Source organism: Chryseobacterium candidae, assembly GCF_004916905.1.
Classification (GTDB): Bacteria; Bacteroidota; Bacteroidia; order Flavobacteriales; family Weeksellaceae; genus Chryseobacterium; species Chryseobacterium candidae.
Genome location: NZ_SDLV01000013.1, coordinates 1 through 21,337, shown reverse-complemented (window position 1 = coordinate 21,337; position 21,337 = coordinate 1). Strand labels below are relative to the sequence as shown.

Sequence of the window (21,337 nt, the reverse complement as noted above, 5' to 3'; positions counted from 1 at the left end):
AATATCTAGTAACATATTAAAATCTGATATTTTTATCAACAAAAATTCCGGAAGATGTTCTACCGGAATTTTTTATATTTTATCCAAATTTCTTTTTCCTTAGCCAGAAGAACAGCCCTCCGGTAAGACCGATAATAGCCAGTGGAAGCAGTAAATTGATCCATTGCCAGGTCGATTTCTCTTCAGTAATTCTTTGTCTGTCAAGCAATCTTTCTTCGATGTTTCTGTTTCTCAGTTCCATCAGATTGCTGTCGTCTAACAGATAATCCAAAGCATTTCTAAGGAACTGTTCGTTTCCAAACTGTTCATTTGTCAACAAATCTACACCTAATGGAAGCGGTTTTCCTTTGATCACTTTGTTTCTTCCTACATCTCCGTCTGCAATAACGATCATTTTATTCTCCGGGCTGGATGTTTTGAACCCAGGGTAAGATTTTCTTTCAATTCTGGATGCATAGGCAGAATTAAACTTACCTTCCAATGCTACAGCGAAAATCTTCGGTGTACTTGGCTTTTCCATTTGTCCAAGGCTGTCTACACTTGCAATTTCTTTCAGATCCACATAGTTCGGAACCTGTTTCAGTAATGTTCTTTCACTGGATTCGAAAAGAACTTTTGTTTTGATATTCTTTCTTCCTCCTAATGTATCGATGGAAGTCGGAAATTCAAATTTTACAGGGTTGATATTTTTGGTAACCGGATTATTATTTTCAGCAATTCCAAGCGGATAATAAGGCCAGGGTAAGCTTGTGTACTGAGGATTTCCACTCACTTCTCCTGTAACCAGTCTTAAAAGGGCAAACTTTTTAACATCTTTTACCAAAGCAGGATTGATTCTCAATCCGTAATTGAAAAAGAAGTCGGTCATATTGATATCAACCGGGAAAGGCATTACTTTTTTAGATCTTGTTAAGGTATCCATTTCAGCATTTACTGCATCAATCATCCACAGAGTTTTTCCTCCGTTCATGATGTACTGGTCAAGAATTACTTTTTCATTATCGGTAAAAGCTTTTCTCGGTTTTGCAATCACCAAAGCACTCATCTGCTTTAATAACGGAACATCTTCTAATGAAAGCTCTGTCTGATTTTTAGGAATAATAGGTCCTGCATCATAGTTTTCCATGGCCAGCTGTACAAATCCCTGGAATTCATCCGGGTTCAGCTCATCATGGTTGACCAGAATCCCGATTTTCTTTCTCTTAGCAGCTGCAATATTTTTGATATTGGAGATAAGGTTGTATTCCAATCCTTCAATGGATCTCGTCAACTGCTGATCGGCATCAATTCCTGCCTGCTGAACCACCAACGGGATGGAAACTCCGTCATTTCCATGTTTAATCACCGCATAAGGGAAAAGAGTGATCTGTGAGATCTTTCCGTCTTTTACGTCAGGGAGAATAGACGGCTGCATTCCCATGGCCATCAGGGTGTCCTGAGACATTTTTGTTTTAATGGGATCTATAAATTTAAAATCAATCTTCGGATTAATTTTTCTGAATTCTTCCAGCATAAATTTCGTTTCACTCTGAAGCTGTTTGAAACTAGCCGGAAAATCTCCTTCCAGATACACATCCACAGTCAGAGGTTTTTTAACGGACTCCAGTACTTTGATGGTGTTATCAGAAAGGGTATACCTCTTTTCTTTTGTTAAGTCTAATCTGATTCCCGAATAGGTCAGGATAATAACCAAAGGAATAATTGCAATTAAGAAAATTCCTAATGGAGATTTAGCATTGAACTTCTTCATGATTCTACTTCTTTTTGTTAATAAAATGATTAGACAATACTAATGAAGCACCGATAACAAGTACAAAATAAGCTACATCTTTAAAATCAATAAGCCCTCTTGTAAAGCCTAAGAAATGCTGATAGAAGCCAATATTCTGAAGGATAAAATCCGCACCTCCCAATAACTTATAACTTGCCAGCTGTTCGATTCCAAAATACATGATAAAGCACATGAAAACACCCAGCAGATAAGCCATAATCTGATTCTGAGATAGTGAAGAAGCCAGAATTCCCACTGCTGAAAATGCTGCGATTAAGATAATCAGTCCAATATAGCTTCCAAAGGTCATTCCAAGGTCAATATTTCCTGCAGGAACTCCCAAAACATATACCGTATAAAGGTAAATCAGGGAAGGAATAAGGCATAAAATCCCAACAATCCATACGGAAAGGAACTTACCTGTCACCAGTTCTGAAACTTTCAACGGCTGTGAGAAAAGCCAGTTTAATGTTCCGGTTTGCTGTTCTTCCGCAAAAGTTTTCATGGAAAGTGCCGGAATGATAAACATCAACAGCCATGGAACCAATACGAAATAGCTCTGCAGTGAGGCCATTCCGATCTCAAAAATATTAGAATCGTTGTCGAAAAAGAACAGGAAAAGAGTCGCTATCAAACTAAAGGCGGCAATGATCACCCATGCGCTCCAGTTTCCAAAGTAACTCCAAAGTTCTTTCTTTAAAATTGCAATCATAGTTTTTTATAAAATGTAGAAAGGATGAATGTATTTGAAATACATCTACTCCACAATTATTTGTTTTTTTTATTTTTATTAACCAGTTTCACTGTCATCATAATCAGAAATACAAGAACGAAAAATCCTGCGATTAATTGCCACCAGTATTCAATTACCATCGATTTTAAAATAACGGTAAATACGACCAGAAACAGAATGAATGTTGCAATTTCATTAGCCTGTCTCAGTTTTATATTGGCAATGGGCAGTGTACTTCCATTCAGAACTTTTAAGTGAAGCACTTTTTTCCAGCACCAGTAATGGTAAAGGGCAAGTCCGATAAGGAATGTCAGTTTTAAATGAAACCATCCCATCTTCATTAATCCCGGATTTAAAAAGATCATCACCAGTCCGCAAACTGTCATAATGACTCCCGCAGGAACTGTGATAATGTTCCAAAGCCTTCTGGCCATAAAAGTATACTGCTCTCTCAGAATTTTCTTTTTTTCTTCCGGAAATTCATCGGTATCTTTATAGTAAACGAAAATCCTTACGAGATAAAAAATTCCCGCAAAGTAGCTTACCATAAAAATAATGTGCAGCGCTTTGATTATTGTATAAAGCATTCAGAAAAAATTAAAAGCAAAGATAAGCTTATTATATAATTGTTAAAAATAAATTTCTTTTGATCAGGAAAACCCAATCAAAAACAGATTTATATAAAAAATAGTTCGGCTCGGGGCAGCGAAGCTGCCCGAGCCGAACATTATATTTTCATTGTTGTAATCAATTCAATAATTAAGAGATCACTCCTAATTCTTTTCCAACCTTTTCAAAAGCTGCAATCGCTTTATCAAGATGCTCTCTGGTATGGGCAGCAGATAACTGTACTCTGATTCTTGCTTTTCCTTTCGGTACTACAGGATAGAAGAATCCGATTACGTAGATTCCTTCATCCATTAGCTTTTCGGCCATTTTCTGAGAAAGCGGTGCATCGTAAAGCATTACCGGAACAATAGCAGCATCACCTTCAGGAATATCGAATCCTTTCGCTTTCATTTCCGTTCTGAAGTATTCTGCATTTTCCATTACTTGATCACGAAGTGAAGTATCATCTGAAATCATATCCAGTACTCTTAATGCAGCTCCTACGATACCAGGCGCTAAAGAGTTGGAGAACAGATAAGGTCTTGAACGCTGTCTCAGCATATCAATGATTTCTTTTTTACCGGAAGTAAATCCTCCTAAAGCTCCTCCTAAAGCTTTTCCTAAGGTAGAAGTGATGATATCTACTCTACCCATCACTTCATTAGCTTCATGAGTTCCACGGCCTGTTTTTCCGATGAATCCTGTTGCGTGAGAATCATCTACCATCACCAAAGCATCATATTTATCGGCAAGATCACAAACTCCTTTCAGATCTGCAACAATACCGTCCATAGAAAACACTCCGTCTGTAACAATAATTTTAAAACGGTGATTCTTTTCAGAAGCTGCAATCAGCTGCGCTTCCAGATCCTCCATATTATTGTTTTTATATCTGTATCTGGCTGCTTTACAAAGACGAACACCATCAATGATTGATGCGTGGTTCAGTTCATCTGAAATAATAGCATCTTCTTCTGTAAAAAGGGGTTCAAAAACTCCACCATTCGCATCAAATGCAGCAGCATAGAGAATAGTATCTTCAAGACCTAAGAAATCAGCGATTTTCTTCTCCAATTCTTTGTGAATATCCTGTGTTCCACAAATGAAACGAACAGAAGACATTCCATAACCATGAGACTGAATCATCTCCTGAGACGCTTTCATTACTTCCGGATGGTTGGATAATCCCAGATAATTATTGGCACAGAAGTTCAATAGCTTTTTTCCATTAGCTTCTATTTCTGCGCTCTGTTGGGAAGTGATGATTCGTTCTCTTTTGTAAAGTCCGTCATTCTCAATATTCTGAAGTTCGTTCTGTAAATGTTGAAGGTATTTTTCAGAGATCATTTTTAGTAATTTTTTAGATGTGCTAATTTACTAAAAAGGCAGTAAAATAAAACCTTTTATAAGTTTAAATCTAAAAAATTGATAAGGTTTCACTTTTCAACACTATTAGTCTATAAATACAGTAGGACAATATCTATATTTATTTAAAATTTTAATGTTTGATAAATTTAATATTCTTTTCATCAATTGTAATGAAATAAGCTCCAGGAATCAATTCTGCAATTCCAATCGCTTTACCTGGCTGATACGTTCCTTTTCCAACCAGCTTTCCGTCTATAGCATGAATTGTAAAATCTATAGCTCTGTTAATTCCTTTCAGATTAATTTCGTTTTTTGCAGGGTTCGGATACAAACCAAAATCTTCTTTCTCCACAGAAGAAATACTTAAGGTATTATCCTGAACAACTGTAGAGTTTTTCTCAATAATCTGGTATTCATAATTAAACTGAACACTTGCGATCGGGAATGTTACCGACTGTAAAAAGCTTTGGTTATTGGATGTATTATTAAGGACAAAGTAAGCTGTCTGCCCTGAAGTTCCCGTCACTTTAATAGGTAAAGGCATTTCAAAAAAGCCAACGGTAGCACTGCTTTGTGTCTGAGAAACTTTAAATAAAGCCTGATTTCCACCCTGCATCCACTTGATGGTGTAGGTAGGATATCCTTCTCCATAAACCCAGTCATTGAAAAATTCTGTAAAATCCGTCCCGGTAGACTGAAGCAAAGACGCATTAAAATCAGCTGTACGTGCGTAGCTGTACGCCAGGTTCGGTCTTGCATGATAATCTTTAAGCGCCTGGTAAAATACGGCATCGCCTAAGATCCATTTCAGCATTCTCAGTACATATCCTCCTTTGGCGTAAGACAATCTGCTGTCAAATATTCTATTGATGCTGGAAAGTCCGGAATCCGGAACATATACACTTCCTGTTGTACTTGCGGTAATATAATTGGACTGACCTTGTAAGTAATTCAAAAATTCTGTATTGGTCATCAATAGTTTTTCATTGGCAAGATGTTCTCCAAAAGTTGCAAAACCTTCATTCAGCCAGATATCATTCCATGCACCACAGGTTACTTTATCCCCAAACCACTGATGAGCAAGTTCATGGGCGATAAGCTGTCTGCCCCAACCTCCCATAGAAGACATGGTTTGATGTTCCATTCCGCCACCAAACATAAATTCCATATGTCCGTATTTTTCATTACGGAAAGGATAAGAGCCAAAATAAGTTTCAAAAGTATTCATCACCTGCTTGGTCCAGTTAATATTGGCTATGCTGGTGGCATTTGAATTTGTGGAAGGATAGATATAGTTCACAAAAGGAAAAGGAGGATTTCCGATGGTATCAGTAAGCTTAACAAAGTTGGTAATGGAGAGCGCAATGAGGTAAGCCGGTGTAGGATACATTGTTCTCCAGAAAGTAAGTTTAGTGTTTCCTGTAGGAAAGGTTTCAGACATCAGTTTTCCATTGGCTGCCACGCTGTAATTGGAGGGAGTTGTAATCTTAAAATCAAATCTTTCAATTTTATCATTTAAACTTTGCTTGGTAGGAAACCAATCCTGAGCACCATAAGGCTCATTCAAAGTGGAGAGTACCGGAGTTCCGCTCTGGAGGGCAGTTCTGAAAGCATCATTACTGGTGGATGGTGCTCCTGCATAGTAAATAGTAAGAGAGTCTAATGTATTGGCAGGAATAGAAGCAGGAAAATCAATCTTCAGTTCTTTTGAAGGAAGCTGCTGAAAGCTTGTAATGTTGGTTCCATGATATTTCACCTGGGAAACCGTTAATGAATTGGAAAGATCAAAATAAATGCTTCCTATATTTTGGTTAGGCTTAAAGTGAGAAGTCACTGATCCGGAGATATTATATACCGCAGGATCCAGACTCACGTCCATTCTCTGATACTGCAAGTCGTAATTCAGGGTATTGGGATTGATATTCCCGATATTCATCTTTTGGGTGAAGGATTTTTTCTCTTTCTCGATTAATCCTTTCATATCCGTATTTTGCCTTTGCTTCTGGGCATAAAATTGTTGAGAAAATAAAAATCCCAACACCAAAAGGTACAACTTTGTCATGTTTTGAAAAATTTAATCAAATATAAAAAAAACCTTTTAATTCATGATTAAAAGGCTGTTATAATATATAAAATAAAATTTTTTTAAAGATCCAGTGCAGGTTCAAGAATTTTTTCCATTCTTTTCTTCACCATATCTACTGATCCGGAATAGTTATTTACCATCAAAGAAAAAACCAGTGTCTTTCCTGAATTGGTTTTCAGATAACCGGCTAATGTTTTCACTTTGTTCAAAGTTCCTGTTTTAGCAAAAACCTGTCCGTTCCCTCCTACATTAAACATTCTTTTGAGTGTTCCGGATTGTCCTCCGATGGGTAAAGAGGTCAGATAAGATCTGTAGTATTTCTGATCCATCAGAGAAGTAAGAAACTTCACCTGAGAAATAGGAGTTACATTATTACTTCTTGAAAGTCCGCTCCCATCAATATAGTTGAGTCCGGTCATATCAAAACCAGCATCTTTAAGGTGATTAGTCACTACTATTCTTCCGGATTCTGAAGTCTGGTCACCCATTTTCTGATATCCTACTGTTCTCAGCAAAGCTTCTGCCAATGAATTATCACTGTGCTGATTGGTATAATAAATAATATCGTTTAAAGTTGGTGATTTATACGCTGAAAGCATTTTTCTGTTTTCCGGTGATGCATCTGTCATTTTGGGAGTAACTTTCCCGGTAACAGGGATTCCGCTTTTTACTAATGTTGTTCTGAAAGAGTTGGCAAGGTAAGCCGGTGCATCAGGAATTTTGGTTGTTAAAGCTCCGTTTCCTTCGTATTTATCAGCATATACCATCTGATGATTGTAAGGGGAAACATAGAAAAACTTCTTTTCTGTGGAGAAACCTCCTTTTTTGACAATCAGTTTTTCGTTCGCCGGGTTGATATCTCGGGTACTTCCTGCCGGTAAATAATAGTTATTGTTTTCCAACCATACAACATTTTCCGGAAGCATTGAAATATTGCCTTTGAAAAGCGCTGTCTGAATGATAATATCACCATTTACCTTTTTGATTCCCTCTCTTGAAACGCCGCCTACGAAATCTGAAATAATATCTCTATAAGATGCTGCACCTGCTTTGTTTGTTCCCAAAGAAGGGTCTCCGCTTCCTATCACATAAAGATTTCCATTCAAAACTCCGTTTTCATCTATCGTTCCTGAATACTCCAGCTGAGTCATCCAGCGGTAGTTTTCACCCAGCATATTTAATGCGGTTTCCGTTGTCAGTAATTTGGTTGTAGAAGCAGGAACTAAGGGAGTATTTTCGTTGTACGAAGAGATGATCTTCTTCGTTTTCGGGTCGTACACTACGAATCCCCAGGTTGCATTTTTCAGCACAGGATCCGCCATCATTGTGTTTACATTAATGTCTACCAATTCTTTTGCTGACAAAACAGTCTTCTCCACCATTGTAGTAACGGGTGAAGGCAGGTTTAAACTGCTTTTCTGATTGTCATAATTCTGAGAATAAAGAACGGTAGAAACGGTAGATTGAGCCAGGAAAAGACCAGAAGCCAACACCGCCGCACTTGAAATATATTTTCTGAAATTTACCATCTATCTTCTTTTTGTTCTATAGTTTTGACTCTGTAAAAAACGAAAGGTTAAATCATTCATTAAAAGAGCCAAACACTTAATCAACGTCCAAAAGTAGAAATTATTGTTATATAAAGGACCACAGCTCCATTATAAAAGAGTGTAAAGTTTGTTAAAAATTGTTAAAAATCAACAAAAACATCTTTTTTAATGCTTTGATATGCAGTGATTTCATCAAATTCTTTCAAACTTATCAAAACCATGCTTTTGAATTTTTCATAGTTTTTCCCACGGGGAAGCTTCAGCATAATCTGGAACTGATAGAAGTTATTCAGTTTTGCAATCGGTGCTCTTTCCGGACCTAAAACACATTCTTCAGGAAGATATTTTCTGAGGATAGAACCCAGAAACTGTGATGCCCGGTCTGCTTTATCCTCTCTTCTGTGTTTCAATTCAATCATTATCAGCTTGGTGAAAGGCGGATAATGGAATTTCTGACGTTCTGTAAGAATATATTTATAGATCTTGGCAGGATTGTTCATCTTGATCAGCTGAAATACAGAATGATCAGGATTAAAGGTCTGAATAAGAATCTTACCTTTTCCGGAAACCCTTCCGGCTCTTCCAGAAACCTGCGTGATCAGTTGATACGCTCTTTCTTCCGCTCTGAAATCCTGTACATATAATAAGGAATCCGCTTTTGGAATCGTAACCAGCTCAATATGATCAAAATCCAATCCCTTTGAAATCATCTGTGTTCCTACAATAATGTCTGTTTCCCGGTCTTCAATCTTCTCGTACAATTTTTCGTAGGCAAATTTCTTACGCATGGAATCGACATCCATTCTGTCTACTTCATTTTCAGGAAACAGTCTGGAAACTTCTTCGTGAATCTGCTCTACTCCAACTCCTCTTTCGTTCAGGTTTTCAGAACTGCATTTCGGGCAGGTTTTCGGTTTTGAAGCTCTTTGTCCGCAATAGTGGCATTTCATTTCATTTGCCGCTTTGTGATACGTCATTACCACATCACAATTAGAACAGTAGTTCACATAGCCGCAGCTTTCACATTCTATGACATTGGAATAGCCACGACGATTGTGTAAAACGATTGCCTGATTCTTTTCATCCACCGTTTTCTTTATCTCCTCAATAAGTTTCAGAGAGAAATTTCCGGACACCTTTTTAGATTCCTGAGCTTCCTTGAAATTGATCAGTTCGTATTCCGGTAAATTAACATTCCCGAATCTTTCATTCAGAAAGATGTATTTCATTTTATCTTTTCTGGCACTGTAGTAGCTTTCGACAGAAGGCGTTGCTGATCCCAGAATAACTCCTGCCTTATACAGCCTGCCTAAAACCAGAGAAGCGTCTTTAGCATTAAAATAGGGTGAAACTTCCCTTGGTCTGTACGCAGAATCGTGTTCCTCATCTACTATAATAAGCCCGAGATTCTGGTAAGGTAAAAATAATGCATTACGGGTTCCGATCAGAATACGGATGTCGTTCTGTTTAATTCTTCTCCATACTTCCACTCTTTCAAAATCAGTCAGTTTTTGATGATAAAAACCAAGCTGTCTGCCATATTTTTTCTCTAATCTTTGGGTGATCTGTTTGGTAAGCGAAATTTCCGGAAGCAAAAACAAAACATTCTTTCCGTCGCGGACGCATTCATCAATTTTCTCTAAATAGATATGGGTTTTCCCTGATGAAGTAACGCCATGAAGCAGGACATTCTTCCCTTCTTCAAAAGCCTCATCAATTTCAGCTTTTGCTGTTTTCTGCTGTTCGGAAAGCTCTTCAAGCTCCTCGATTTCTCCTTCATAACTTTCAATCCTGTCTTTCTGCATAAAGTATTCCTCCACAAGACCTTTGTCTGCCAAAGGTTTGAAGTGGGAGCATCCAAAATAACCATCCTCGAACAGTTCAGATTTTTTAATATGACCTTCAGGATTTTCCGTCTGTTTTTCCAGAATAAGAAGGAAAAGATCTTTCTGTTTCTTTGCCCTGTTAAGCTTTAAAAGAATGTCTGTAAGATTCTGATTGGCCAAAACCTCATCATTGATTCTTACATAAGCAACTTCCTTCGCTTTATACTTTTCAGCAATTTTCTCATCAATTTCAATGTACTGAAGATCAATAAGAGAATTGATGGTTTTTATGATATCTTTTTTAGGAATAAACGCTTCTATATCTGTCAGATTAATCAGCTGCCGTACTTCCAGAGCCTGAATAAGATACATTTCATTAACATCCAGGTTTTCAAAATCTATGATAGCTCCTGGTTTTAATTTTAAATAGGTCTCACTTTCCAATTTCAAAGAAGAAGGAAATGCAAACCTGTAAATTTCCCCCAGACTGCACAGATAATACTCCGAAAGCCAGTTCCAGAAATCAATTTGTCCCTGAGGAAGAATCGGTTGATCATCCAGCATGCTGATAATTTCCTTGGCGACAAAGTTTTCTGGTATATTATCATGAAGCTCAAAAACGATTCCTGTATAGATTTTCTTTCCGCCAAACGGCACCAGAACACGCATTCCGGGCTGGATTTCAGATATCATTTCTTCGGGAACTTTATACGTGAAAGATCCTTTTAAATTCAGGGGTAAAACAATTTGAGCGTATTGCAAGGGAAATATTTAAAGTGTAAAATTAAATTTTTCCTGAGAGAACTGCAACTTTGTGGAGATTCTTTTGTACTCCTTTAACAGACATTTAAACGCTACATTCTCCGTTTTCATTATGTCATTCCGTAGGAATCTCAACATTTCAGTTTGCAAAACCTTATTATCAAAAAAACTATATTATCAAACACCACATATTGGATTCCTACGGAATGACAAAGTGTGCGGATAAAAGAACAAACAAATTCAGAAAGGATCGAAGAAAGGATTCATGAATGACTAAAAAAGAAGTTCTGTAATCTCATACCAGAATGCAGAGGTAATAAATCCTACAATAATACTGACTCCGATGATAAGGTTGGTTAATTTTGTGTTCAGCCTGAACTGTTCTGCGATGATACTTGAGGTAACGAGTGTAGGCATTGCTGCTTCAAATACTGTAATTTTTGCCACATTTCCTTTTATTCCCAATAATAAAGCCATTCCCAAAACAATTGCAGGTGCCAGAATCAATTTATAAAGCATCGACATCGACATCTGGGGAATCAGTTTTTTCCATCCGTTGAATTTCAACTGTAATCCAACCGAAAATAAGGCTAACGGGCTTACCGTAGCAGCTAGTTTATCAAAGAAAGGCTCTGCAACAGTAAAGTCAATAAACTGCGACAACACCAAAGCGGAAATACATCCAATTAATGGAGGAAACGTAACCAACCTTTTTACAATGAATATTGCACTTATTTTTCCGGATTTACTTCCTCCTTTTACTGCAGCAATAATTCCGAGGGTTGAAAGGGCAAAGAACATCGTCTGGTCACAGATAATCGCAATACTCAGAAGCCCTTCACCATAAAAGGCACTGATTAAGGGAAATCCTATGAATGAAGTATTACTGTATCCGCTTGCCAATTCCAAAGTACTTCTGGACCGCCTTGAATATCCCCTGCTCTTACTGTAAAACATCATAAAGAAAAAGCAGAACACAGAAATTAAAAATGTTGCTGCAATGGGGAACAGCATCTCTGTTGTCCATTTTACTTTAGGCAGATATTTAAACGAAACTGCCGGAAGAGCAAGATAAAGAATCCAGGTATTGATACCTTTATGGGCATCGGGGTGGATAGATTTTGTTGCTTTGAATACCATTCCTGCAATGATACACACTGCAATCAGAACAAAATTTACCATAACTGTAATAAAATATGGGTCAAATTTACGGCTGATTTTTGAGTTGGAAGGGTATAATTTATATTTTTTTCGGTAGAATTTCTAATGAAACCTTTCAGTACTAAACCTTATAGGTTTTGAAAACCTATAAGGTTTGGAGATCTACCTGCCGAAAATTTATAACTGCTTGAAATAATTTTTTCAGAATATATTTTACTTCTTTATCACCTCCCAAAGACTCATCACCTCTATATTTTCCAAAGGCTTTGAGAGAATTATTCTTTTGGGAGTTCCGGGTAAGAGATCAAAAAAATTATCGCTGAAATGGGTATCACCAATCAAATAAATGTCCTTAGCCAGCATATCTGTTGAAATTTCAATTTCTGTTGGTGATATTTTTCTGATTTTAATCTCAGGTTTTAAAAGTTTCAGATCTTTTGGTTTATTAAAAAAGAACAGCTTTTCAAATGTTGTATCTTTTTCAGAACTGATCTTTAAAACAGCTTTAGACAAATCAAACTGACCCAGTTCTGATTTACTGATACTTCGTATTTTCTTACTTACATCAGCTTTTATATTATCTGAATGATTGCTTTTCCAAAGTGTTTTTCCTTTAAAATCAATGAGTTCAAATTTGATATCTGAATTAAGTTCTTTCACAAGATCACTGATCAGATAAATGTCATAGCTTTTTTCTGTTTCAGCAATGGACACCAACACAGGCTCAAAGCTTCTTTTCGCCTGATAATGGAAGGCTTTCCAGTTTCCAAGGTAATCAATAGAAGACCATGAAACCACCGGCCAGCAATCGTTAAGCTGCCAATACAGCGTTCCCATATTATAAGGTTTTGCACGGCGATGGGCTTCAATAGCGATCTGCATTCCTCTTGCCTGCAAGAGCTGTGAAACATAGTTGTATTGTACAAAGTCCGTTGGAATTTTGTAATCACGCTTCAGGTATTCATTAATAATATCCCAGCCACGGGTGTGCTTTTCATGGGCTTTTATGGTTGGATTCTGAAGGTTTAAATCCGGAATTCCGGAAAACATTGATTTTGTGGTTTCAAGGCTTGGCGTGCCCTGAAAACCGTATTCAGACATGAAACGGCCTACTTTTTCGTTGTAAATTTCGAATGGCTGTTCGCCCCACCAAACGCCCCAATAATGGGAATCTCCTTCTGTAAGGCTTTCTTTATGTCCCCAGCCAATGGAGGGAGAGCTTGGCCAGTATATATTTTTATCAGACTTCAGGTTTTCAGCCAATGCATTGGGAATTACCTCATGGAAGAGTTTTTTATAATCTTTCCAGACCTGTAATGAATCATTTTTTGAATAGTTGAACTGTTTCTGATATCCCCAGTTGACAATGGCTTCATCAATTTCATTATTCCCGCACCACAAAGCAATGGATGGATGATTCTGCAGCCTGTTGACCTGATCTTTTACTTCTTCTTTTACGTTGTTTAAAAAGGCTTCATCTGCCGGATAAAAGCTTCCTGCAAACATGAAATCCTGCCAGACTAAAATACCGTTTTCATCGCAGGCTTTGTAAAATTCATCATCTTCATAAATACCTCCGCCCCAGATACGGATCATATTCATATTGGCATCTTTGGTGTCTTTGATCAGTTTCTGATATTTTTCTTTGGTCATTCTCGGAGAAAAGCTGTCTCCCGGAATCCAGTTCGTTCCTTTGATATATAACGGCTGGCCATTCACTTTAAAATAGAAAGATTTTCCTTTTTCGTCTTTTTCCTGCACTAATTCAACTGTTCTTAATCCTATCCTGATATTTTTAGCATCAATATTTTTCTGATCTTTTGACAGCTTTACTTCAAAATCACAGAGATGAGCTTCACCACGTCCGTTTGGCTGCCAGAGCTTCATCCCGCTTGTTTCATAAGGAACTGATATTGTATTGTTTCCTTTTTTTAAAGATATTTTTTGGTGAGTTGTATTAAGATCCAAGGTATAATCTCCGGCATTTTGAGCATAAATTTCTATGTCAAAGCGCAAATCATTAGAAGTGTCAGAAACTCTCTTCTGAATATCTTTGACGGTAATAATTTTAGCATTATTCCAAAATTCGAGCTGAATGTCTTTCCATATTCCTGCAGTAACCAGTCTTGGTCCCCAATCCCATCCGAACTGGTATTGTGCTTTTCTTACAAAGCTTCTGGGTGATTCCGGCATTGTAAACGGAACTTTTTTTGCTAATTCCTTTCCGGTATTCACGGCAGATTTAAATTTAATCTGCAATGTATTATTACCCGATTTCAAATATGGCTTTACAGAAATTGTCCATTTTCTGAACATATTGTCTGTTTTCTTCAGCAGCTGACCATTAAGATAGATTTCGAAAAATGTATCTAATCCGTTAAAAACAAGATCAATATTATCGTTCTTTAATTCCTGGGAAGAGACTGTAAATGCTGCCTGATAATCCCAGTCTTCATTTTCAATCCACTGTACTTTCTTTTCATTTTCATCCTTAAAAGGATCAGGAATGATCTTATTATCCAATAAATCCAGATGAACAGTTCCAGGTACTTTCGCAGGAAGCCATTTTTGATCTTTTGAATTTTTAAACTGCCAGTTCTCTGAAGACAAGCTTCTTTGTGAAAACTGTGCAAAAAGGAGATTCTGTGTGAAAATGAAAGCAAAAAGGATCGTTCTATTCATCAATAAATTTGTTTGTATTGTTACAATACCAGTGATTTTGCCATTCCGAGGCACGAAGGAATCTCTATTTTATTGGTTTAGATTCCCGCTGCGCCTGGAATGACAAACTAAGTACATATCATACTACCTGCCCTTCAGAGCAGCCACTTCATCTGCATTAGCGAAAGCTCCACCATCCGTAATAGCTGAAGAATGGAAGTAAGCAGCATTTGTAACGGCTCTTATTTCTTCAATATTGGACGCGCGAAGTCCGCCTCCAACAAGGATTTCTATTCTTCCACCGGAGAGTGCAACCAGTTTCTTAAGGTTTTCTTTTCCTTCAGATACATTTGTTTTCTGGCCGGAAGTAAGAATGGTTGAAAAACCACATTCAATTACTTTTTCCAAAGATTCTTCCAAACTTGCAGCGCGGTCAAAAGCACGATGAAAAGTACATGGAAGTGGCGCTGCCAATTTTACCAAAGCTTTATTCTGTTCTATATTAACCTCATCATTTTCATCCAGAATACCGAATACAAAACCATCTGCATGTAAGGATTTTAATTGGATCAAATCATTTTTCATCTGCTCAAATTCTGAATCTGAATACGTAAAATCACCACCTCTTGGGCGGATCATCACAAAAATCGGGATATTGATTTTTTCACGGAGTTTCTTCATGGTTTCGAAATCCGGAGTAGTTCCTCCTTCGCTGAGACCGTCACATAATTCTATTCTGTCTGCCCCATTTTCAAAAGCTATTACTGCTGATTCAGAATTAAAGCAGGCTATCTCTATTTTTGACATTGTATTATCTATTAAATTTTATTTTGGTTCGTCCTGCAGTACATCTGCAATCAGAAAAGAACCGTTTTCTTTTACTACTTTTACTACTGACGGATATTTGGCTTTAAAACTATTATCAGTCAATACTACATTGAATATATATTCATTTTTTGAGGAGAGTTTTAAATCACAACTGCCGATTTCTATTGTATCCCAATCCTGTGCGGAAATGAGAAATCCTATACCGACTCCAGCTTTATCAGTATCAAACCTGGACTTCCATTTATTCTGAAATTCTTTTTCTGTAAGACTTCCATCCACATCCATATCTACATTTATGGCGTCAGTTTTATATTCGAAATAGTCTTTTGTGGTGATCTTCTGCATATTCTTTTCTTCATTTCCGATGTCTGCTTTAAAATAATCGACGATGCTTTTTTCCAACCATTTTTGAGCAGCTTCAGCGTCATTGGATTCATTATGCAAAACTATTTTTTCTTCTGTCTGTGGTTGTGTGATATCTGTTTTAACTTCCTTTTTTTCTTCCTTACATGCAATAATCAGAAATAAGGAAGCAATCATCGTTCTTTTCATATTTATTTTATGTTTTGGCTAAAGCCAATAATTATCTTTGATGTGTTCAAATGGGCTAAAGCCCATTCCTACTGAATTTTTTAATTATTTCAAAGCAAATTCAGGTTTCTCAAGACGATTTCCTTTCTGATCATACACGGCAAAGCTGAATCCATCCTGAATACAGTAAGAACCATATTCTCCCTGTTTATTGATGGCAATAAACCCTACCTGAATATCTTTTAGATTTTTGTTTCTTCGCTGATTAATTTTAACAATTCTCTCCACGGCTTCCTTACAGGCTTCCTGAGGATTTCTGCCCTGTCTCATCAGCTCTACCACAAGATGTGTTCCTACCGTTCTTATGACCTCTTCACCATGACCTGTTGCCGTAGCTGCTCCTACTTCGTTATCAACAAACAGACCTGCTCCGATAATTGGAGAATCTCCTACTCTGCCGTGCATCTTAAAAGCCATTCCACTGGTAGTACAGGCTCCCGAAAGATTTCCCTGTGCATCCAAAGCAATCATTCCTATGGTATCATGGTTTTCAATATTAGCAACAGGCTTGTATTGGCTGGTCTTTAACCATTCTTTCCATTCTTTTTCTGATTCAGAAGTAAGAAGATTTTCTTTTTTAAACCCCTGTGAAAGGGCAAATTGTAATGCACCGTCACCTACCAGCATCACGTGGGGTGTTTTTTCCATTACGGCTCTTGCAACCGAAATCGGGTTTTTAACATGTTCCAGGCATGCCACGGAACCGATATTATAATTTTCATCCATGATACAGGCATCCAGCGTCACTCTTCCGTCTCTGTCCGGACGGCCTCCATATCCTACACTTCTTTCTTTCGGATCTAATTCTACGAGACGTACTCCTTTTTCTACGGCATCCAAAGCCCGTCCTCCTTTTCCAAGGATAGTCCATGCTTCTTCATTGGCTTTTAACCCAAAGTTCCAGGTGGAAAGTACGATAGGTTTATTGATGTTTTTTTTATTTTCAGGCAGTTCTCCGGCCATTAGCTCTAAAGGGTTAATGGTAAGTGCTGCAGTTGCAATTCCCAGTTTTTTGATAAAACTTCTTCGGTTATTGTTCATTGTACGTAAGAATTATTTAATACAAAGCAAATATCTTAAAAAAATCCATTGAAAATTGTATCGATTTCTCACTATTTTTCTTTGCTGTTTTTTACTATTTTTATAATGGTTATTTTAATTAAGGCACCTACATACAATGTTACACTAATTATAACAAGCTATTTATTGTCTTTAGATGTTATTTAGTATTATACCAACTTAAAAATAAATGAAGACTAAAATAATTAGTCTTCATTTATTCAATTTTTTAATAAGAGAATTAAACTAATTCTTCAACATATTTAATAGTCTTTTTTTGTTCTTCAATCGTTTGTTCAAAAATATAATCTTCTTTAGTTTGAACAAAAAACCATCCATCAGTATATAGAGTTGTTATTTTTGTTTTACACAATGGACAGATTATATTATCAGCTTTTTTTTCTTCGGGGAAAAATAACTTATTTTCAATTACAATGCTTTCAGTATTACAGCATTTACATAAAACATAATTTTCCATAATATTATATTTTTGAGTTTATAAAAAGTCTTTTTAAATCTTCGACATTATAATCAGCTTTATAATCTTTCCGACATTTACACCATTTAACACAATCAGGACGAGGTATAAATTTGCCTTTTAATATGTGATTATCGGGCAAATTTTTTATAATTTCATTTTTTGCAGAATTAAATAATATAACATCTTCATTATCAATTTTAATAGAGTGTTGAGGATCATCAACAAACACTTTTCTTACATAGTTAAACAAAATTGGTGAATCGTTATTCCTAATTGTTATCATCTTTCTTTGTCTATCGATAGTATGCCAAAGCTTTTTTAATTCATCTACATTTTGAAAATATCTTTCTTCCATTGTACTATTAACATCCCAATACATAGGGTTATTTTTTGTTATCCAGATTTCAAAGTTTTCATCTTTTATTAATTCCCTGTCTAATTCGAATAATATTGGACCATAATAGTTTTCTCTACTAAATGCAGTATGTAAATCAGCCGTATCTAAAAATACATCATTCCATACATTCACCTGCTTATCTTTATAATCAGATTTTGGTTGTGGAGTTTGAAATAAACCTTTACTTTCAACAGCTCCCCTTGAAAGTAATCCTCCATTTTGAAGGTATGTAATAGATGTACCAACAGTATTAGCATGATAAAGAGCTAATATTCTTTTTTCAACAAAAAAGTCATAAAGTTCATGGTTATTTAATCTCATCTAAATTTTTTGTATTAAACAAAATTACATTATTTAAATATAATAAAAACAAATGATTTAACTAGTATTAAAATTTTATATAATTTCTATTGGCTATAATTTTTACATAATTTAAAATTTTGAATGTTTATATATAAATATTAAAATATTCAAGAATGGAAAATAATGAAAGGCTTATAATAGCTTGTATAAAAGATGAAAATAATAATGTCAAAGCAAAATGTTGTTTTTTCAATAATATTGAAGAATTAATCAAAGAAATTGATGATTATATTTCGAATGAACTAGCTTTGAAAAATTCAAAAGTTTACATTGATAATCAAGAAATTTTTTCTGAAAATGAGAAAAAAGGCTTATTAGAAAAGGGATATCAGTTTGATTAGCTTATTTTGAAAATCAATATAATTTAGGAGATAGGTCTTCGTTTGGGGGCCTATCTTTTATTTTATCATTAATCTCTTGTAACTCAAATTACAACCTTTAATATTTGTAAGCAAATACATAAACCTTTCACTTGGACTCATCTTTCTCGTATTATGTCTAAATACAAATTCAAAAATATATTTTTGTAAATGCTTTCTTGAAACAACTCTATATACACCAATAATTCCTCGTTTTAAATTTCCCCAAAAGTTTTCAATACAGTTTGTACTTGTATTACCATTTACATATTCCTTTTTACCATGATTAACAATTGAATGATTATAAAATTCATGTAAGTTATTATATGCTTTCCATTCATCTGTATATACAGTTTCAAATGCATCAATTGTTTTAAAAATTATGGGTTCTAATTGTTCAGCACTTACTGATTCTACTACATGAGCCACAACTTTTCCGCCGCGTTGAATCATTCCTAAAACGGGAACTTTGTCTTTGAAACTACGTCCTTGTGAATTTTTTACTTTTTTGTCTGCATGGCGATTCTTATTTTTTCCACCAACGTATGTTTCATCAATTTCTACTTCACCAGATAATATATGTTTATTTTCAAATTTTGAACATTCTCTTAATCTTTTAAGAATGAACCATGTCGTCTTTTGTGTCACATTAAGCTCTCTTTGTAATTGCATAGATGATAATCCTCCTTTATGACTTGTAAATAACCATATGGCTATAAACCAATCTTGAAGTTTTAGATTTGAGTTTTTAAAAAGTCCAATATTTTTTATTGTAAAATATTTTCCTGTGTTCTTACATTTATATTTGTTCCCTTTACATTTATAAACTTTTGAGTTTTTATCAAAGGGTGAAACTGGATTTCCATCCCAAAAAATCTTTTCTAAAAAGTTTATGCATTTTTGTTCATCTGAAAATGTTAAAATCAATTGTTTTAATGACTTGATTTTTAGCTCATTAAAAATATTCATATCTTCTATTATTAGAAGAATACCATCCGTAAAATCGCGGAATTATAAGATTGAAACGCTAATGTTGAGCTAAAAAAACAGAGAACTAAATTTTTTATTAAAAACTCTTTATATTTGTTAAATATTACGGATACACAAATCCTAATAGAACATTTTCGAACACATTAGAAGGTGTAAACTTATTGTCTCTAACGAATCTGGTAAATTATTTAGGACGATAATAAGTAGACTGACCTACGCTATACTATTATGGCGTGGGCTGTTACTTATTTTAGTCCATGGCTTACCAGAGCCCGTTAGATAGAATTTGTTAGCAGTTCCACGCTTTCTTTATATCTAACAATAACTCTTCTTCGGAACTCAGAAGAAACAAAACCAATTTATGTTTATCTGTATTATGGAAATCCGTAAGGAATCTATCAATCTACAAAATAGCTTTGTAGACTTTAAACTATTAAAATTCAACTTTAAATCATGAAAAAAATCCTACTATCAGTAGCAATAATGGCTACAAATTTTGCATTCGCTCAAATTACACTTGAAAAAACTTATGCTTCAGAGAATCTACAAGTTTATACAAATGCAACTGAAACAAATTTTTATTCTGTTGGGCAAAATCTAACAACGGTGAAGATTTATAATTCTAATCATACATTGAAAAAACAATTTTCACCAACTATTCCAGCGGGATATTCAATGAATATCAGCTCTTACAACAATTTCATTCTATCTAAAAACATTTTTAATACAGATAGTTTGTTAGAAATTGTCGTTGTTTTTAATAAGTATGATAACGGGTCTGTAAACAAAATTGTAATCTTTAATGAGGATGGACAAGTAGTTAAAGACTTTGGTGAAAATTATAGATTTGATGATGAGTTTGATTTCTATATTTATCATGATAATACAACAAACACTAATAAATTAAGGCTTTATAAAGAAAATATAAGCTCAACTGAAATTTATAATCTTCCAACCACATCGCTTGCAGCAAAGGAAATTCAATTGGCAAATAAACTATCAGCTTTTCCAATTCCTACAAACAAAATATTGAATATTGTAAATCCTGATAATGGAGCTAATAAAGTTCAAATTTATGATGCATCAGGAAAGTTGGTGATGAATAAAACTTTCAGTTCAAATGATGATAAAATATCTATTGATGTTGAGAATTTAACTAAAGGAATTTATATTTATAAAATTGGAGAATTGAGTTCTAAGTTTATTAAGAATTAAAATTGATTTCTAATAAAAATCTCACTATTAAAGTGGGATTTTTATTATGGTTTTCCGTAATATAGGAGGTTCTTTTCTTTGTATTTTAGCACAAATTAAAAATATTAAATATTATGGAAAGAAAATATCATTTTTCTTTTGAACAAAGAACATTTAATGGAGTTGTCGAAAGTGGTATACCCAATAATGAAAGTATTAAAAAACTTATAAATCAACTAGGCGGAAAGAATATTACATATCCATGTAATAATACAATAATTTTCACCTACAAAGATGAAAAATTTGATATGAACACTTTTAAAGATGAGATTTCAAAATATTTCTACTTTACATTATCTTTAATTGCAACAGATAGGGAAGATACTTATGTAAGTAATTCAAATCCAGAAACCAATATAAATCCGAGTAAAAAAATAGAGGAAAGAATAAATTTAGGTAAGATGTTTAAGTAATTCATATTGTCCACAACCTTGTCTATAAAAAGACACTATTCCGAAAAGTGTGTAAGTTAAAAAGTTAAGGCTTGG

The 21,337-nt window shown here is 35.1% G+C and carries 18 protein-coding genes; 3 read left to right on the top strand and 15 right to left on the bottom strand.

All coding sequences use genetic code 11. The features are described from left to right. Positions 1-79: 79 nt before the first annotated feature. The 14 genes from gldG to EK417_RS07185 form a co-directional block, all read right to left on the bottom strand. Positions 80-1,750 (bottom strand): gliding motility-associated ABC transporter substrate-binding protein GldG, encoded by a 1,671-nt coding sequence (gene gldG / locus EK417_RS07250; protein WP_136521757.1) that lies wholly within the window; start codon positions 1,748-1,750, stop codon positions 80-82. A gap of 4 nt (positions 1,751-1,754) precedes the next feature. Then, a complete protein-coding gene (locus EK417_RS07245) occupies positions 1,755-2,483 on the bottom strand; it encodes an ABC transporter permease (RefSeq protein WP_076597095.1) in 729 nt (242 codons plus the stop codon). A 56-nt stretch (positions 2,484-2,539) separates the two neighbouring features. After that, the gene (locus EK417_RS07240) at positions 2,540-3,091 is read right to left on the bottom strand and encodes a CopD family protein (RefSeq protein WP_136521756.1); all 552 of its coding nucleotides are present in this window, start codon (positions 3,089-3,091) and stop codon (positions 2,540-2,542) included. Between the two features lie 172 nt (positions 3,092-3,263). Continuing rightward, on the bottom strand, positions 3,264-4,460 hold the full coding sequence (kbl, locus tag EK417_RS07235) for a glycine C-acetyltransferase (RefSeq protein WP_076597097.1): 1,197 nt from the start codon (positions 4,458-4,460) through the stop codon (positions 3,264-3,266). 151 nt (positions 4,461-4,611) lie between these two features. Beyond that, complete coding sequence (locus tag EK417_RS07230) at positions 4,612-6,543, bottom strand: M1 family metallopeptidase (RefSeq protein ID WP_136521755.1); 1,932 nt, start codon at positions 6,541-6,543, stop codon at positions 4,612-4,614. An 83-nt stretch (positions 6,544-6,626) separates the two neighbouring features. Beyond that, entirely contained in the window at positions 6,627-8,096 is a 1,470-nt protein-coding gene (gene dacB / locus EK417_RS07225; protein ID WP_076597099.1) for a D-alanyl-D-alanine carboxypeptidase/D-alanyl-D-alanine endopeptidase, read from the bottom strand. Between the two features lie 161 nt (positions 8,097-8,257). After that, positions 8,258-10,705 (bottom strand): replication restart helicase PriA, encoded by a 2,448-nt coding sequence (gene priA / locus EK417_RS07220; RefSeq protein WP_136521754.1) that lies wholly within the window; start codon positions 10,703-10,705, stop codon positions 8,258-8,260. 273 nt (positions 10,706-10,978) lie between these two features. Further along, a complete protein-coding gene (locus tag EK417_RS07215; RefSeq protein WP_136521753.1) occupies positions 10,979-11,887 on the bottom strand; it encodes an AEC family transporter in 909 nt (302 codons plus the stop codon). Positions 11,888-12,079: 192 nt separating this feature from the next. Beyond that, positions 12,080-14,548, bottom strand: a complete 2,469-nt coding sequence (locus EK417_RS07210) for a beta-mannosidase (RefSeq protein ID WP_136521752.1) — start codon at positions 14,546-14,548, stop codon at positions 12,080-12,082. A gap of 123 nt (positions 14,549-14,671) precedes the next feature. Beyond that, complete coding sequence (locus EK417_RS07205; protein WP_136521751.1) at positions 14,672-15,334, bottom strand: copper homeostasis protein CutC; 663 nt, start codon at positions 15,332-15,334, stop codon at positions 14,672-14,674. Between the two features lie 18 nt (positions 15,335-15,352). Continuing rightward, a complete protein-coding gene (locus EK417_RS07200; protein ID WP_168801944.1) occupies positions 15,353-15,907 on the bottom strand; it encodes a hypothetical protein in 555 nt (184 codons plus the stop codon). Positions 15,908-15,991: 84 nt separating this feature from the next. Continuing rightward, on the bottom strand, positions 15,992-16,987 hold the full coding sequence (locus EK417_RS07195; protein ID WP_076597105.1) for an isoaspartyl peptidase/L-asparaginase family protein: 996 nt from the start codon (positions 16,985-16,987) through the stop codon (positions 15,992-15,994). Positions 16,988-17,246: 259 nt separating this feature from the next. Then, positions 17,247-17,483: a hypothetical protein gene (locus EK417_RS07190; protein WP_136521749.1), complete on the bottom strand. Its 237-nt coding sequence runs from the start codon at positions 17,481-17,483 to the stop codon at positions 17,247-17,249. 4 nt (positions 17,484-17,487) lie between these two features. Continuing rightward, a complete protein-coding gene (locus EK417_RS07185) occupies positions 17,488-18,204 on the bottom strand; it encodes a hypothetical protein (protein WP_136521748.1) in 717 nt (238 codons plus the stop codon). Positions 18,205-18,359: 155 nt separating this feature from the next. Between EK417_RS07185 and EK417_RS07180 the strand changes: the two genes are divergently transcribed. Next, entirely contained in the window at positions 18,360-18,587 is a 228-nt protein-coding gene (locus tag EK417_RS07180; RefSeq protein WP_136521747.1) for a hypothetical protein, read from the top strand. Positions 18,588-18,644: 57 nt separating this feature from the next. On the opposite strand, the gene EK417_RS07175 is transcribed toward EK417_RS07180, so the two are convergent. Continuing rightward, the gene (locus tag EK417_RS07175; protein WP_136521746.1) at positions 18,645-19,574 is read right to left on the bottom strand and encodes an IS1595 family transposase; all 930 of its coding nucleotides are present in this window, start codon (positions 19,572-19,574) and stop codon (positions 18,645-18,647) included. 474 nt (positions 19,575-20,048) lie between these two features. On the opposite strand from EK417_RS07175, the gene EK417_RS07170 reads away from it, so the two are divergent. Both EK417_RS07170 and EK417_RS07165 read left to right on the top strand, forming a co-directional pair. Then, the gene (locus EK417_RS07170; RefSeq protein WP_136521745.1) at positions 20,049-20,810 is read left to right on the top strand and encodes a T9SS type A sorting domain-containing protein; all 762 of its coding nucleotides are present in this window, start codon (positions 20,049-20,051) and stop codon (positions 20,808-20,810) included. Between the two features lie 113 nt (positions 20,811-20,923). Then, positions 20,924-21,262 carry a hypothetical protein gene (locus EK417_RS07165; RefSeq protein ID WP_136521744.1) on the top strand — a complete coding sequence of 113 codons (339 nt, stop codon included), beginning with the start codon at positions 20,924-20,926 and terminating at the stop codon, positions 21,260-21,262. Positions 21,263-21,337: the final 75 nt, after the last annotated feature.

Coding starts and splice junctions, on each gene's coding strand:
- gldG (WP_136521757.1), bottom strand. CDS start 1,750: ATGAAGAAGTTCAATGCTAAATCTCCATTAGGAATTTTCTTAATTGCA.
- EK417_RS07245 (WP_076597095.1), bottom strand. CDS start 2,483: ATGATTGCAATTTTAAAGAAAGAACTTTGGAGTTACTTTGGAAACTGG.
- EK417_RS07240 (WP_136521756.1), bottom strand. CDS start 3,091: ATGCTTTATACAATAATCAAAGCGCTGCACATTATTTTTATGGTAAGC.
- kbl (WP_076597097.1), bottom strand. CDS start 4,460: ATGATCTCTGAAAAATACCTTCAACATTTACAGAACGAACTTCAGAAT.
- EK417_RS07230 (WP_136521755.1), bottom strand. CDS start 6,543: ATGACAAAGTTGTACCTTTTGGTGTTGGGATTTTTATTTTCTCAACAA.
- dacB (WP_076597099.1), bottom strand. CDS start 8,096: ATGGTAAATTTCAGAAAATATATTTCAAGTGCGGCGGTGTTGGCTTCT.
- EK417_RS07215 (WP_136521753.1), bottom strand. CDS start 11,887: ATGGTAAATTTTGTTCTGATTGCAGTGTGTATCATTGCAGGAATGGTA.
- EK417_RS07210 (WP_136521752.1), bottom strand. CDS start 14,548: ATGAATAGAACGATCCTTTTTGCTTTCATTTTCACACAGAATCTCCTT.
- EK417_RS07205 (WP_136521751.1), bottom strand. CDS start 15,334: ATGTCAAAAATAGAGATAGCCTGCTTTAATTCTGAATCAGCAGTAATA.
- EK417_RS07200 (WP_168801944.1), bottom strand. CDS start 15,907: ATGAAAAGAACGATGATTGCTTCCTTATTTCTGATTATTGCATGTAAG.
- EK417_RS07195 (WP_076597105.1), bottom strand. CDS start 16,987: ATGAACAATAACCGAAGAAGTTTTATCAAAAAACTGGGAATTGCAACT.
- EK417_RS07190 (WP_136521749.1), bottom strand. CDS start 17,483: ATGGAAAATTATGTTTTATGTAAATGCTGTAATACTGAAAGCATTGTA.
- EK417_RS07185 (WP_136521748.1), bottom strand. CDS start 18,204: ATGAGATTAAATAACCATGAACTTTATGACTTTTTTGTTGAAAAAAGA.
- EK417_RS07180 (WP_136521747.1), top strand. CDS start 18,360: ATGGAAAATAATGAAAGGCTTATAATAGCTTGTATAAAAGATGAAAAT.
- EK417_RS07175 (WP_136521746.1), bottom strand. CDS start 19,574: ATGAATATTTTTAATGAGCTAAAAATCAAGTCATTAAAACAATTGATT.
- EK417_RS07170 (WP_136521745.1), top strand. CDS start 20,049: ATGAAAAAAATCCTACTATCAGTAGCAATAATGGCTACAAATTTTGCA.
- EK417_RS07165 (WP_136521744.1), top strand. CDS start 20,924: ATGGAAAGAAAATATCATTTTTCTTTTGAACAAAGAACATTTAATGGA.